17 protein-coding genes are annotated in these 11,980 nt (G+C 70.7%); all 17 read left to right on the forward strand.

The window, feature by feature from the left end:
- Positions 1–40 precede the first annotated feature (40 nt).
- On the forward strand, positions 41–445 hold the full coding sequence (locus AB0P17_RS15515; RefSeq protein ID WP_365811176.1) for an HNH endonuclease: 405 nt from the start codon (positions 41–43) through the stop codon (positions 443–445).
- 29 nt (positions 446–474) lie between these two features.
- A complete protein-coding gene (locus AB0P17_RS15520) occupies positions 475–699 on the forward strand; it encodes a hypothetical protein (protein WP_365811178.1) in 225 nt (74 codons plus the stop codon).
- A gap of 116 nt (positions 700–815) precedes the next feature.
- On the forward strand, positions 816–1,295 hold the full coding sequence (locus tag AB0P17_RS15525; RefSeq protein ID WP_365811179.1) for a phage terminase small subunit P27 family: 480 nt from the start codon (positions 816–818) through the stop codon (positions 1,293–1,295).
- Positions 1,267–3,069, forward strand: coding sequence for a terminase TerL endonuclease subunit (locus AB0P17_RS15530; protein ID WP_365811181.1), 1,803 nt, complete (start codon positions 1,267–1,269; stop codon positions 3,067–3,069). Before AB0P17_RS15525 ends, AB0P17_RS15530 begins: the two co-directional genes overlap by 29 nt.
- A gap of 25 nt (positions 3,070–3,094) precedes the next feature.
- Positions 3,095–3,322, forward strand: coding sequence for a hypothetical protein (locus AB0P17_RS15535; protein WP_365811182.1), 228 nt, complete (start codon positions 3,095–3,097; stop codon positions 3,320–3,322).
- Positions 3,322–5,289 (forward strand): phage portal protein, encoded by a 1,968-nt coding sequence (locus AB0P17_RS15540; RefSeq protein ID WP_365811184.1) that lies wholly within the window; start codon positions 3,322–3,324, stop codon positions 5,287–5,289. The genes AB0P17_RS15535 and AB0P17_RS15540 overlap by 1 nt, the downstream gene beginning before the upstream one ends.
- The gene (locus AB0P17_RS15545) at positions 5,286–6,248 is read left to right on the forward strand and encodes an HK97 family phage prohead protease (RefSeq protein WP_365811185.1); all 963 of its coding nucleotides are present in this window, start codon (positions 5,286–5,288) and stop codon (positions 6,246–6,248) included. The genes AB0P17_RS15540 and AB0P17_RS15545 overlap by 4 nt, the downstream gene beginning before the upstream one ends.
- Before the next feature lie 3 nt (positions 6,249–6,251).
- Entirely contained in the window at positions 6,252–7,577 is a 1,326-nt protein-coding gene (locus AB0P17_RS15550) for a phage major capsid protein (protein WP_365811186.1), read from the forward strand.
- A 12-nt stretch (positions 7,578–7,589) separates the two neighbouring features.
- Complete coding sequence (locus AB0P17_RS15555; RefSeq protein ID WP_365811188.1) at positions 7,590–7,802, forward strand: hypothetical protein; 213 nt, start codon at positions 7,590–7,592, stop codon at positions 7,800–7,802.
- A 116-nt stretch (positions 7,803–7,918) separates the two neighbouring features.
- Entirely contained in the window at positions 7,919–8,356 is a 438-nt protein-coding gene (locus AB0P17_RS15560; RefSeq protein WP_365811189.1) for a hypothetical protein, read from the forward strand.
- Positions 8,346–8,906, forward strand: coding sequence for a mobile element protein (locus AB0P17_RS15565; RefSeq protein WP_365811191.1), 561 nt, complete (start codon positions 8,346–8,348; stop codon positions 8,904–8,906). Before AB0P17_RS15560 ends, AB0P17_RS15565 begins: the two co-directional genes overlap by 11 nt.
- Positions 8,906–9,259: a hypothetical protein gene (locus AB0P17_RS15570; RefSeq protein WP_365811192.1), complete on the forward strand. Its 354-nt coding sequence runs from the start codon at positions 8,906–8,908 to the stop codon at positions 9,257–9,259. Before AB0P17_RS15565 ends, AB0P17_RS15570 begins: the two co-directional genes overlap by 1 nt.
- A 12-nt stretch (positions 9,260–9,271) precedes the next feature.
- Positions 9,272–9,559, forward strand: coding sequence for a hypothetical protein (locus AB0P17_RS15575; RefSeq protein WP_365811194.1), 288 nt, complete (start codon positions 9,272–9,274; stop codon positions 9,557–9,559).
- 191 nt (positions 9,560–9,750) lie between these two features.
- A complete protein-coding gene (locus AB0P17_RS15580; RefSeq protein WP_365811196.1) occupies positions 9,751–9,975 on the forward strand; it encodes a hypothetical protein in 225 nt (74 codons plus the stop codon).
- Between the two features lie 78 nt (positions 9,976–10,053).
- Positions 10,054–10,824: an Ig-like domain-containing protein gene (locus tag AB0P17_RS15585; RefSeq protein WP_365811198.1), complete on the forward strand. Its 771-nt coding sequence runs from the start codon at positions 10,054–10,056 to the stop codon at positions 10,822–10,824.
- A gap of 76 nt (positions 10,825–10,900) precedes the next feature.
- A complete protein-coding gene (locus tag AB0P17_RS15590; protein ID WP_365811200.1) occupies positions 10,901–11,245 on the forward strand; it encodes a hypothetical protein in 345 nt (114 codons plus the stop codon).
- Entirely contained in the window at positions 11,242–11,607 is a 366-nt protein-coding gene (locus AB0P17_RS15595; RefSeq protein WP_365811202.1) for a hypothetical protein, read from the forward strand. The genes AB0P17_RS15590 and AB0P17_RS15595 overlap by 4 nt, the downstream gene beginning before the upstream one ends.
- Positions 11,608–11,980 lie beyond the last annotated feature (373 nt).

Below are 11,980 nucleotides of genomic sequence, written 5' to 3' on the forward strand. Positions count from 1 at the left end.
GCCACCCCCGCCCCTGCTCCCGAGTCCTGGGACGTCCCTCATGCCGATCGCCCCTCCCTCGCGCTGTACCGATCCCGAGTGCCATCAGCTGGCCACCAAAGGCTCACGGTGCGACGAGCACCAGCCCATCCCCTGGCGAGGCAGGGACAACAAGGCCGAGCGGTACGGCATCAGCTCGGGCGAGTGGCGCACGCTCAAGCGCAGGGTGACAGCACGTGACCATGGCTGCTGCTACCTGTGCGGTGCCGAGCCCGTCGACCCCGACCTGTACGACGAGGACGACCGCTCCACGCATCCGCACGAGCTCGACCACATCGTCCCCATCAGTGAAGGCGGCGCACGGCGCTCCCTGGACAACCTGGGCTTGGCCTGTACTGCCTGTCACGACACCAAGAGCCGGGCCGAGGCCGCGCGCGCCAACGCGCGCCGCCGACGCCCCCGCTGACACTCTCTCCAGCACTCAAGGAGGCCCCTATGGCTGCCCTGACGACCGCGCAGCGCCTGATCGACTTCCGTCGGGAGCTCGAAGGCTCCGGCGAAGGCTTCACCCAGGATCTGCTGGCGGACCTCGTCCGCGATGCTTCCCACACGATCGTCGTGCGCGAGGGCCTGCTGACCCGGCCGGAACTGCCCCCGCCCGCCGAATCGGAGGCCCCGGGCGGCCTTGAGGGGGTAGGGGAGTCGAAATCACCAGCTTGATCTTTTGGGGGCCCGCCGCGGTCAACTCGGAACACGCGCGCTCAGAATTGTGAAATCGAGTTGGGCCCCGTGACGCTCCGTCACGTCGTAAACGTGCAGGTCAGAGGGGGTACGTCATGGCGCGGACCGCTCAGCCTCCCGCCCTCAAGCTGCTCTCCGGCCGTGCGGCCGGCCGCGACTCTGGCGGGCGGCCCGTCAACCCGGGGCCCGGCTTCCGCCGGCTCCCCCCGAAGGCCCCGACGTGGCTGTCGAAGGAGGCCGCCGCCGAGTGGCGCCGTGTCGTCCCCGGCCTGCAGCGCCTGGACCTCCTCAAGCCCGAGGACCGGGCGATGCTCGCCGCGTACTGCGAGACCTGGTCCGTGTACGTCACGGCGACTCGGGAGGTGACCCGTGACGGCATCACCAGCCTGGTCGTCTCCACCCGGCCCGACGGCTCCACCACGGAGCGGATCGTGCCGAACCCGGCGGTCGCGATTGCCCGGAACGCGGGCCGGGAGCTGCGCGGTTTCGCCGCCCAGTTCGGCCTGACACCCAGCACGGAGCAGGCCCTTGCGAGAGGGGCCGACGATGGCGACGAGGACGACAACCCGTTCTGACCGGGCGCGGCGCCGGCAGAAGAACGAGGACCAGGAGCCGAAGCAGCCGGCCGTGCCGGAGGCGTTCCAGGACGCCGAGCTGCTGGAGCGGCTGAAGCTCAGCCCGGAGGTCGCCTGGTATCTGACGTCGCGCGGGATACCGCTGCCGGACTGCCCGCCCCTGATCCAGACTCCGTCGCCGGGCGAGGCCCCGGGCGCGGTGTTCGATCCGGAGCGCGTCGACAAGGTCATCAAGTCGTTCAGTCTGCTCCGGCACACACAGGGGCAGTGGGCGGGCAAGCCGCTGATCCCCGACCCGTGGCAGGTCGCCTACGTCCTGGCGCCGGTGTTCGGCTGGGTCTGGTGGGACCAGGACGCCGACGCGTACGTGCGCGTGGTGCGCGAGCTGTACGTCGACGTGCCCCGCAAGAACGGCAAGAGCACCTTGTCGGGCGGCATCGCCATCTACATGACCTGTGCGGACGGCGAGTCCGGTGCCCAGGTCGTCGCCGCGGCGACGTCCGAGCGGCAGGCCGGCTTCGTGTTCGCGCCGATCAAGCAGCTCGCCGAGCGGGCGCCGGCCCTCAAGGACCGCGTCCAGGCCATGAAGAAGAAGATCGTCCACAAGCGGACCGGCAGCTACTTCGAGGTCATCGCCTCGGTCGCGGACGCGCAGCACGGTGCGAACCTCCACGCCGCGGTGGTCGACGAGCTGCACATCCACAAGGACCCCGAGCTGGTCGAGACGATCGAGACCGGCACCGGGTCGAGGACACAGCCACTGATCGTGATCATCACGACGGCCGACGCCGGGAAACGGGAGTCGATCTACGACCGCAAGCGGATGCGCGTCGAACAGCTCGCCCGCCGGGTGTTCACCGCCCACACCGTCTACGGCGTGATCTGGGCCGCGGAGAAGGGAGACGACCCGCACGTGGAAGCGACCTGGCGCAAGGCCAACCCCGGGTACGGGATCAGCCCCACCCGCGCCTACCTGCGCACCGCGTCGGCCGAGGCGAAGCAGTCCCCGGCGGACCTGGCGAAGTTCCTGCGTCTGCACCTGGGGCTGCGGACCAAGCAGGACACCCGGTTCCTCACCCTGGAGGCGTGGGACCGCAACGCCGGCCTAGTCGACGAGGCGAAGCTCAAGGGCCGCGATACCTGGGGCGGCCTCGACCTCGCGAGCACCAGCGACCTGTGCGCGCTGTGCTGGCTGTTCCCCGACGACGAGAAGGGGACCCTGGAGGCCCTGTGGCGGTACTGGACGCCGGAGGACAACCTGCCTGCCCTGGACAAGCGGACCGCGGGCGCGGCATCCGTGTGGGTCCGTGAGGGCTGGCTGACGACGACGCCGGGCAACGTCGCGGACTACGACTGGATCAAGCAGCAGATCCGCCGGGACCGCGACACGTTCAAGGTGCGCTCCCTGGGCTACGACCCGTGGAACGCCTCGCAGTTGACCAACGACCTGGTCAGCGAGAGAGCACCGATGGTCAAGGTCAGACAGGGGTTCCAGACCATGAGCCCGGTCCTCAAGGAGATCCAGCGGCTCACCCTGCAGGGCACGCCCGAGGCGCCGGCCCTGCAGCACGGCGGGAACCCGGTCACCCGCTGGTGTGTCGACAACCTGGCCGTCGCGATGGACCCTGCGGGCAACGTCAAGCCCGACAAGGCCAACGCCGGCGACAAGATCGACGGGGTGTCCGCGCTGGGCACGGCCATGGCGGAGATCATCGCGAGGCCCCCGCGCCGGAAGTCCCGGTACGCGGACGAGGACGAAATCATGGTCGTGTAGCGGCCGCAACTTTGGGAGGTCGCTCATGTTCGCCTGGCTGGCGTGGCGCCGGATCGGCGCCCGGAAACGCGTCGTGGTCAACCTCGCAGACAAGGCGTTCTCCGGGATCCTGTGGAAACAGGCCGGGCCGCTGCTGGTCCTGCGGGACGCGCGGCTGCTGCACCCGGGGGCACCCGAGGTCCCGGTCGACGGCGAGGTCGTCATCGAGCGGGCCAGGGTGGAGTTCACGCAGGTCCTCGGCGGTGAGAGCTGATGGCGTTCGTCGTCTCCTCCGGGCAACTGGCGACGACCGGGGGCGGTGTGACGCAGGGGTGGGCACCGCCCCCGCTGCGGGCCGCACCATGGGAGTACGCGACGATCTGGCGCAAGCAGCCCCAGGTCCGTACCGTGATCGGGTTCCTCGCCCGGAACATCGCGAGCATCGGCATCCACACCTTCCGCCGGCTGTCCGACACCGACCGGGAGCGGCTGTCCGACCACCCGCTGGCCGAGGTCCTCGCCGCGCCGCTGCCGCGGGTGACGCAGTTCCGGTTCATCGAGCGGCTGGTCTCGGACTGCGCCCTGTACGACGACGCGTACGGGATCAAGCTGAAGCTGAACGGGAAGCTACGGATCCTCCCCGTACCACCCACGCTGATCCACCCGTACGGCGGGAACTGGATCGCCCCGGAGTACTACCAGACCCCGGGCGGCCGCCAGTTCGGGCCGGACGAGGTCCTCCACATCCACGGCTACAGCCCCGACAACCTGGTCTCGGGGACCTCGCCGATCGAGTCGCTGCGCGAGCTGCTCCTGGAGGCCGACGAGTCGGCGAAGCAGCGGGCCGCGATGTGGCGCGGCGGCGCCCGCATGACCGGTGTCATCGAACGCCCCCTGGACTCCCCGGAGTGGAACGACAAGGACAAGCGGCGCTTCCGGGAGATGTGGAGAGCGTTCACCCAGGGCGGCGGCGCGGAGGGCGGCACGCCGATCCTCGAGGACGGCATGCGGTACGTGCCGGTCGGGTTCAACCCGGAGCAGGCCCAGTACATCGAGTCCCGCAAGCTGACCCGTGAGGAGTGCTCGGCGGCGTACTTCATCCCGCCGCCGCTGATCGGGATCCTCGACCACGCCACCTACTCCAACATCAAGGAGCAGCACGCCCACCTCTACCAGGACACCCTGGGGCCGTGGCTGGTGATGTTCGAGCAGGAATTCGGGGTGCAGCTCCTGCCGGATCTGCCGGGTGACAACGCGGGTGTGTACTGCGAGTTCAACATTCAGTCGAAGATGCGCGGCTCGTTCGAGGAGCAGGCGGCCGCGGCGTCGACGGCGACGGGTGGTCCGTGGATGACGCGGAACGAGATGCGGGGCCGCAACAACCTTCCGGCGGTGGAGGGCGGGGACGAGCTGATCGTGCCGATGAACGTCACCGAGGGCGGCCTCGCCTCACCGAGGGACACGGCGCCCGACAGCACCGGCGCGCCGAAGAGCGGGCGGGGGCCGGGGGTGAAGAGTGCGCGTCCGTCGGGGCTGGGGACGGCGGCCGGCGAGCGTGACGCGCTGTCGGTGTCGCTGGTGCGCTGGACGGAGAAGGCGGCGAAGGGGCTGCTGGCGGCCGCCGGTGCGAAGAGCGCCAGCCCCGCGGCCGGCGGTCCGCTGGCCAAGGCGGTGATGCCGGATCTGCTGGAGCTGTGGGCGGCCGGCCATGAGGACCGGCTCGCGCAGCTCCAGGTCCTCCTGGCCGACCACGGGTTCCGCCTCGCACAGATCGGCGCGTGGGACGTCCTCGACATCTGGAACCCGGAGGCGGAGGGCTGGTCGGCGGACGTCATGTTCGCGTGGATCCTCGCCGCCGCCGAGACCCACGCCGAGCAGCACGAGCAGGCCGGCACGGACGCGATCGCTGCCGTCCAGGACGAGCCGGGCGACGACTGGCAAACAGCCCTGCAGTCCGCGGCCGCCGGATGGGCCACCGCGGCCGCCGTACGGGCGGTGACGGCGTCGACGGAGCTGCGGTCCTTCGGCGGGCACGACGCGGCCGGCGCGTCCGGGCTGACACGGAAGATCTGGCGCACCGGCGGCGCCAACCCCCGCCCCTCCCACAAGGCGCTGGACGGCGAGTCCGTGGGCCTGGACGACGTGTTCGGGAACGGGCTGCGCTGGCCGGGCGACAGCGGCGGGGAGACGAAAGAACTCGTCAACTGCAAGTGCGACCTCGACTATGCGAAGGAGGGATGACCGTGCGCACGAAGGACTTCACCGCGCGGGTGAAAGCGGCGGGCACCGCCGACGGGCTGAACGAGGGGCAGTTCATCGCGCTCGTCTCGGTGTTCAACAACGAGGACAGCATGGGGGACGTCGTCCGGCCGGGCGCCTTCACCGAGACCCTCACCGAATGGTCTGCCGCCGGCGATCCGATCCCGGTGATCTGGGCGCACAAGTGGGGCGATCCGTTCGCGCACGTCGGGACCGTCGTCAAGGCCACCGAGACGCTGGAGGGCCTGGAGGTCCTCGGGCAGATCGACGACCTCGGCGAGAACGAAACCGCCGACCAGGTGTACCGGTTGTTGAAGGGCCGCAGGGTCAAGCAGTTCTCCTTCGCGTACGACGAGACGGAGTCGGCGTGGGTGAAGGACTCCGAGCACCGGTGGGGCGGCTACTGGGAGCTGCGCAAGCTCAAGCTCCACGAGGTCGGCCCGTGTCTGGTCGGCGCGAACCAGGAGACCGAGCTGATCGCCGCGAAGGCCCGCGGCCTTGCGCGCGGCGCGAAGGCCGGCCGGGTCCTCTCCCAGAAGAACTTCGACACCCTCACCGAGGCGCACACCGCGATCGGCGAGGTCCTGGCGGCGGCCGAACCCGAGAAGAACCAGAGCCCCGCCCCGCAGAAGACCACCACCGACCCGGAGCCCGGCCGGCCGGGTCCGGCGGCCGAGGGCACCGAGCCCTCCGCCCAGCCGGACACCCCGCCCGCCAAGGACACCGGGCCGGACGACGACCTCGAGGCGCGGATCGCCCGGATCGTCGCCGCCGAACTGGCCAAGACCCAGACCGGCGGCACCACCAGCACGACCGAAGAGACCATCGACGACCCCCGCGAAGCACCCCTTGAGGATGCCGCCAAGGCCGCCGACGCCTCACGTCTGCGCACCGAGTTCCAGCTCTTCGAGCTGGAAACCTCGCTCACGGAAATGGGGTAGACCATGGCAAAGTCCATGCAGGAATGGATCGACGAGGCGAAGCACTACGCGCTCCAGGCGCGCGAGATCGCCGCCAAGGCCGAGAAGGAGGACCGGGACTTCACCCCGGAAGAGGCCACCCAGTTGCGCGAGTACATGGGCAAGGCCACCGCGGCGAAGGCCGAGATCGAGAAGCTCAAGGGCAACGACGAGCTCCGCCGCGCGCTCGCCGACCTCGGCGACGACATCGCCCTCGACGCCCACACCGACACCGACGGCAACCGCAAGACCGCCAGCGGATTCCAGCTGCCCAGCAAGAAGAAGACCCTGGGTGAGCAGTTCCTCGACAGCGCCGAGTACAAGGCGCTGATGGCCCAGGCCACCGACGGCCGCTTCGGCGCGAAGCAGCGCATCCAGTCGGGTCTGGCCGGGTTCAAGTCCCTGGTGACCGGGGCCTCCGACACCAGCGGCGGCGCGTTCGTCGTGCCCGACCAGCTCGGCCTGCAGGTCGGCCTCGACGCCTTCAAGCGGCCGCTGCGCCTGCGGGACCTGGTCACCAACGGCACGACGACGTCCGACTCCATCGAGTACGTGCGCATGACGTCGTTCACCAACAACGCGGCCCCGGTCGCCGAGGCGACGTCGGCGGCGAACCCGACGGCGCCGGGCGGCGCCGGCGCCCTGGTGCCCAACGCGGGCGGCGGGTACAAGCCCGAGTCCGGCCTCGCCGCCCAGCGGATCAACACCAACGTCAAGACGATCGCGCACTGGATGCCGATCACCAAGCGCGCCATCTCCGACGCCGCGCAGGTCCTGACTCTCATCGACGCGTTCCTGCGCTACGGCCTCGAGGAAGAGCTCGAGGACCAGATGGTCCAGGGCGACGGCACCGGAGAAAACTTCGAGGGCGTCTCGAACGTGTCCGGCGTGCAGTCCCAGGCGTGGGACAGCGACGAGTTCACCACCCTGCGCAAGGCGCGCACCAAGGTCCGCACGGTGGGCCGCTCGATCGCCAACGGCTACCTCCTCAACCCGGCGGACCTGGAGACGCTGGACCTCAAGCAGGACAACGAGGCCCGCTACTACTTCGGCGGCCCCGGCGGCGTCGGCTCCGCGCAGACCCTGTGGGGCCTGCCGGTCATCGAGACCGAGGCCGTGCCCGCCGGCACCGCCTACGTCGGCGACTGGCGCAAGGCCATCCTGTGGGACCGCGAGCAGGCCACGATCCAGATGACCGACAGTCACATGGACTTCTTCATCCGGAACCTCGTCGTGGTCCTCGCCGAGATGCGCGCCGCGTTCGGCGTGATCCAGCCCAACGCGTTCGTCGAAATCGACCTCGCCGCCTGACCGGAGGACCCCATGCCGTACCTGCACCCGGTCGCCGGGAAAGCCCGTGAGGGCAAGCCCGCGGCCGCCGTCACCAACGCCACCGCGGCGACCGCCGCGGCGGCGGCCGGCGCGACCCCGACCAAGGCCGAGTACGACGCGCTCCTCGCCGACACCAACGCGCTGCGCACCAAGCTCAACGCGCTCCTCACGTCGCTGCGTACGGGCGGCGTCATCGCGCCGTGACGCTCTTCATCCGTCAGACCGCGACCGGCCGGTGCCCCGCATGCGGCGCAGCACATGCCGCGTGCGGAGGCCCGTCGGACGCGGTCCCCGTCGATGCATATCTGGAGGTGGCCACCGTGGGTGGACCGCTGCACAAGTACCGGTACACGTCCCCGGCCTCCGGGGCCGAGACCGTGCTGAAGCTGAACGACGCCGATGCCGCGCGGCTCGGCCTGACCGAGGACGATCTCCTCCCCGACACCGTGGGGCTGCGCGGCGAGCACGGCCCGGAACTGCTGTCCCTGCCCGACGGCCAGGACCCGGCCGGCGCTCACGGCGACGGCCAGGAGCAGGAACCGCCGGCACAGAAGGAAGAGACGCCGGCGGAAACAGAGGCGGCGCCGCCCGCGCGGAACAAGGCCCGCACCACCGCGGCGACCAAGAGTGCCGGGCGCCGCAGGAAGCCGGCCGGGGACGGCCACGGTGCGGACCCTGCCGTTGACGTCGCGGTCACGGCAGGCGCCGGCCCGGCCGGGAACGACGGCGGGGACGGCGGGTCGGGCGGTGGCGACTGACGAATTCCTCGCCGACCCGGCCGAGCTCGCCGTCAAGCTCGGCCGGAACGCCGACGACCCGAAACTCCTCTACGCGCTGCGCGCCGCGTCCCGCCGCTTCCGCGGCCAAGTCCGCCACCCCGTCACCCTCGTCGAGAACGACGCGGTGGTCCTGGACGGCACGGGCAGCGAGTCACTGCTGCTGCCGGTGTGGCCGACCACAGCCGTCGCCTCGGTCCGCCTGGACGACGTCCTGCTCACCGAGGGCACCCACTACGACTGGTCCGAGGCGGGCATCCTGCGACGCCTCGGCTGCTGGTGGCCGGACCGGCTGCGGTGCCTGGCCGTCGTCTACAGCCACGGCTTTGCCCCGATGCCGGACGTTCCCGGCGACATTCAGGAAGTCGTCCTGGAGCGCGCCGAGACCGGGTTCACGCTCTTGGCCGGCGTGCAGTCCAAGGCGGTTGGCGGGCAGTCCGTGACGTTCGGCGCGCAGGCAGCGACCGGAGCAACCGAGGCGTGGACCCAGGCCGTCAACCGGTACAAGATCCGCACCAGCGGTGATCCCTGATGTGGTTCGACCAGCAGGCCGTACGCGTACGCGCGGGGCGTAAGCCGGACCGGGGGAACCCGGACGGGACGGTCCTGGACTGGTCGCCCGGCGCCGTCGACCGGGCCGACCTCCCGCCGCTGAACATCCAGCCCCGGATCCAGGTGGAGACCACGGGGGACGAGCGGACCGAGGTCGTCACGGGGTGGCGGATCCAGTCCGACGAGGGCGTCGACCTGGACGTCACCGAGCTGGACCGCATCGAGTGGGACGGCAAAACCCTAGAGGTCGACGGCGATGTCGCGCGCTGGCCCGACCCGCTCGCCGGCGGACTCCACCACGTCGAACTCAACGCCAAACGCGTCACCGGATAGGAGGACGTCCTCATGCTGCAGCGACTCGAACTCGACACGCGCGGGATCCGTGAGTTCCTGGGCGGCCCGGAGGTACGGCAGATGGTCGACGGCGCGACCGCCGGCATCGCCGCCCGCGTCCGCGCGAAACTCCCGCCCGGCACCCCGGTGACCGTGCGGGCCTACACCACCGACCGTGGCGCCGCGTCCATCACCATCGCCGACGTGCGGGGGATGGCGTGGCAGGCCAGGGACGGTGTCCTGACCCGGTCCGCGGGCGAGGCCGGGATCGAGGTCCGGGACTGGAGACGCGGCCGGTGAAGCTGCTCTCCGGGTTCCCGGATGTTCAGGCCGCGGGTGCGGCGGTGCTGCGTGAGGCTCTGGCAGGGCGGCCGGAGCCTCACGCAGCAGGGGCAACCGTCGGCACCCGCGTCCCACCCGACCGCTCCCCCGAACTCCCGCGTCTGCCCTACGTCCTTGTCCGAAAAGACTCCGATCTGCCCCATCCGTCGATGGCGAACGCCAGGTGCACGCTGCGCTGCACCGTGTGGCACACCGGGGCGGACGAGGCGCACGACCTGGCGATGCTCTGCCAGGGCCTGTGGATCGTCCACTCCGGGCCCGTCATCCGCGGCATCCGGCCGGCGACCGGCCCGCTCCCGGCGGTCGACCCGGGCACCGGCATCGACCTGTCGACTTTCACGGTGCTCGCCAACGTCGCGCCCGTACTGCTCTGACCCGAACCGACATCCCGCCCGCCGTCCTGCGTACGGCGGGCGGCGGCGTACTGCTGATCTATCTGAGAGGAGGGCGCCGTGGCCGGCGACCCGACAAAAGCGAATCTGTGGACCGACGCGGACGTATACGTGTCGTTCAACCTGGCGGCCGCGCTGCCCACGGATGTGAACACCCCGTTCGGTCCGGACTGGCAGCTCGTCGGCCTCCTCGACGGCGACGAAGGATTCCCCGAAGGCCGCGAGGAGGACACCGACGACAAGTTCGCCTGGGGCGGCATCCTCGTCAAGACCAGCCGCAACCACTTCAAGCTGACCAAGAGCTTCACCGCGCTGGAGGACAACGCGACCGTCCGCCGGCTCGTATGGCCGGGCAGCACCGACACCGAGATCCGGGTGCCCAAGCCCGAGAACGTCCTGATCGGTTTCGAGACCCGCGAGGGCCAGAAGAAGCGCCGACTCATCAGCGCCCAGTACGCCGAGTGCAACCTGGACGGCGACCGCGGCGAGAACGAGACCGACCTCGAGTCCGCAACCATCGCCGCCACCATCTTCCCGACGTCGGACGGTGTCCTCTTCCACCGGCAGGCCACCCCCGTCCTGGAGTCGATCAGCGTGCTCCCGGCCACGCTGTCCGTGCCCGCCACGGAGATCGGCGCCCTGGTCGCCACCGCCACGTACGGCGACGAGTCGACCGGCGACGTCACCGCCGAGGCCACCTGGTCCTCCTCCGACCCGACGAAGGCGACGGTGACCGCCGGGTTCGTCACGGGGATCGCGGCCGGCAGCGCCGTCATCACCGCCTCCTACGGCGGACAGACCGACACCTGCACGGTCACCGTCACCGCCTGAGCCGCCGGGGCGCGGAGTTCTGTCGCGGTTCGCCGCGCCCCGGCACCACCCCGAACCGCGACGGAAGGGAACCGCGATGCGCCTGGAACTCAGCGAGCAGGACATCCGCCGCAAGGCCGTCCAGCTCGGCGTCATCACCGAGGGGCAGCCGCTGCCCCCCGAGCAGCGCTCCCGCGTCGCCGCGGCGCTGATGCAAGAACGCCTGCCCCGGGCGAAGAAGGGCGCGGACGTACCGGTCGCCGCATCGATCCGGATCCAGCCCGGCGGCGAAATCGAGATCGACGGCCGCCCCTTCCCTTGGGTGGTCCAGGCCGAGTCGATCGAGGTCACCCTCGACCCGTCCGGCATCGGCACCGTCCGCCTGACCATCCCCACCGAGTCCGTAGAGATCCTCAAGACCGAGAGCGAGCCCACACCGTGAGCACCACCCGAACCGCGATCAGCAAGCCGGCCGACGACGACGTCTTCGACTTCGACCTCAACGCCGTAGAGGCCGAGAGCGAGCTGCGGCCCTTCCGCTTCCTGTGGAAGTCGAAGACCGACCCCAACAGGCGCCTGACGATGCAGCACATGGAGGGCCTCAACATGTGGCCCCTCCTGGCCGCTGCCGACCAGGGCGACGTCGCCGCCATCATGAGCGTCTTCCGCATCGCGCTCGGCGATGACTGGAAGGCCTTTCACGAGACGCCGCTCCCGCAGTACAAGATGCAGGCCCTGTTCAAGGCGTACCAGAAGCACTGCGGGCAGAAGCCGGGGGAATCGGCGGCCTCGTCCGACTCCTGAGGGAGCACGGCGAGGCCGTCCAGGCCGACCTGCGCGAGCACTACGGCGTACGCCTGGCCGACCTGTTCGCACGAGATCTCACCGGCCGGCGGCTGCTGACCTGGCGGGAGCTCGGCGGATACATCCGCCAGCTCCCCCCGGGCGCACGCACCCGCCTCGCCTCCGGCGACAAGGACGGACTGTGGGGACTCGGTGAACACCTCACCGCCCTCGCGATCGACGAGCTGCGCACCGCGAACTGGCAGCGGGCGAACGAAGGCCTCCCACGGTCCAAGCGCAGCAGAACACCGACGCCGATCAGCCGGCCCGGGCAGAGCGCCAAGGGCGTGGACAAGAACAGCTCCGAACGGATCGCACGCCGCGCCGCAGCGAA

The sequence above is a fragment of the Streptomyces sp. NPDC088124 genome, assembly GCF_040685895.1.
Classification (GTDB): domain Bacteria; phylum Actinomycetota; class Actinomycetes; order Streptomycetales; family Streptomycetaceae; genus Streptomyces.

Excerpts from the sequence above, each read along its gene's own strand:
- AB0P17_RS15535 (WP_365811182.1), top strand. The coding sequence starts at position 3,095 with ATGTTCGCCTGGCTGGCGTGGCGCCGGATCGGCGCCCGGAAACGCGTC.
- AB0P17_RS15515 (WP_365811176.1), top strand. The coding sequence starts at position 41 with ATGCCGATCGCCCCTCCCTCGCGCTGTACCGATCCCGAGTGCCATCAG.
- AB0P17_RS15570 (WP_365811192.1), top strand. The coding sequence starts at position 8,906 with ATGTGGTTCGACCAGCAGGCCGTACGCGTACGCGCGGGGCGTAAGCCG.
- AB0P17_RS15520 (WP_365811178.1), top strand. The coding sequence starts at position 475 with ATGGCTGCCCTGACGACCGCGCAGCGCCTGATCGACTTCCGTCGGGAG.
- AB0P17_RS15555 (WP_365811188.1), top strand. The coding sequence starts at position 7,590 with ATGCCGTACCTGCACCCGGTCGCCGGGAAAGCCCGTGAGGGCAAGCCC.
- AB0P17_RS15590 (WP_365811200.1), top strand. The coding sequence starts at position 10,901 with ATGCGCCTGGAACTCAGCGAGCAGGACATCCGCCGCAAGGCCGTCCAG.
- AB0P17_RS15525 (WP_365811179.1), top strand. The coding sequence starts at position 816 with ATGGCGCGGACCGCTCAGCCTCCCGCCCTCAAGCTGCTCTCCGGCCGT.
- AB0P17_RS15575 (WP_365811194.1), top strand. The coding sequence starts at position 9,272 with ATGCTGCAGCGACTCGAACTCGACACGCGCGGGATCCGTGAGTTCCTG.
- AB0P17_RS15545 (WP_365811185.1), top strand. The coding sequence starts at position 5,286 with ATGACCGTGCGCACGAAGGACTTCACCGCGCGGGTGAAAGCGGCGGGC.
- AB0P17_RS15540 (WP_365811184.1), top strand. The coding sequence starts at position 3,322 with ATGGCGTTCGTCGTCTCCTCCGGGCAACTGGCGACGACCGGGGGCGGT.
- AB0P17_RS15530 (WP_365811181.1), top strand. The coding sequence starts at position 1,267 with ATGGCGACGAGGACGACAACCCGTTCTGACCGGGCGCGGCGCCGGCAG.
- AB0P17_RS15580 (WP_365811196.1), top strand. The coding sequence starts at position 9,751 with ATGGCGAACGCCAGGTGCACGCTGCGCTGCACCGTGTGGCACACCGGG.
- AB0P17_RS15550 (WP_365811186.1), top strand. The coding sequence starts at position 6,252 with ATGGCAAAGTCCATGCAGGAATGGATCGACGAGGCGAAGCACTACGCG.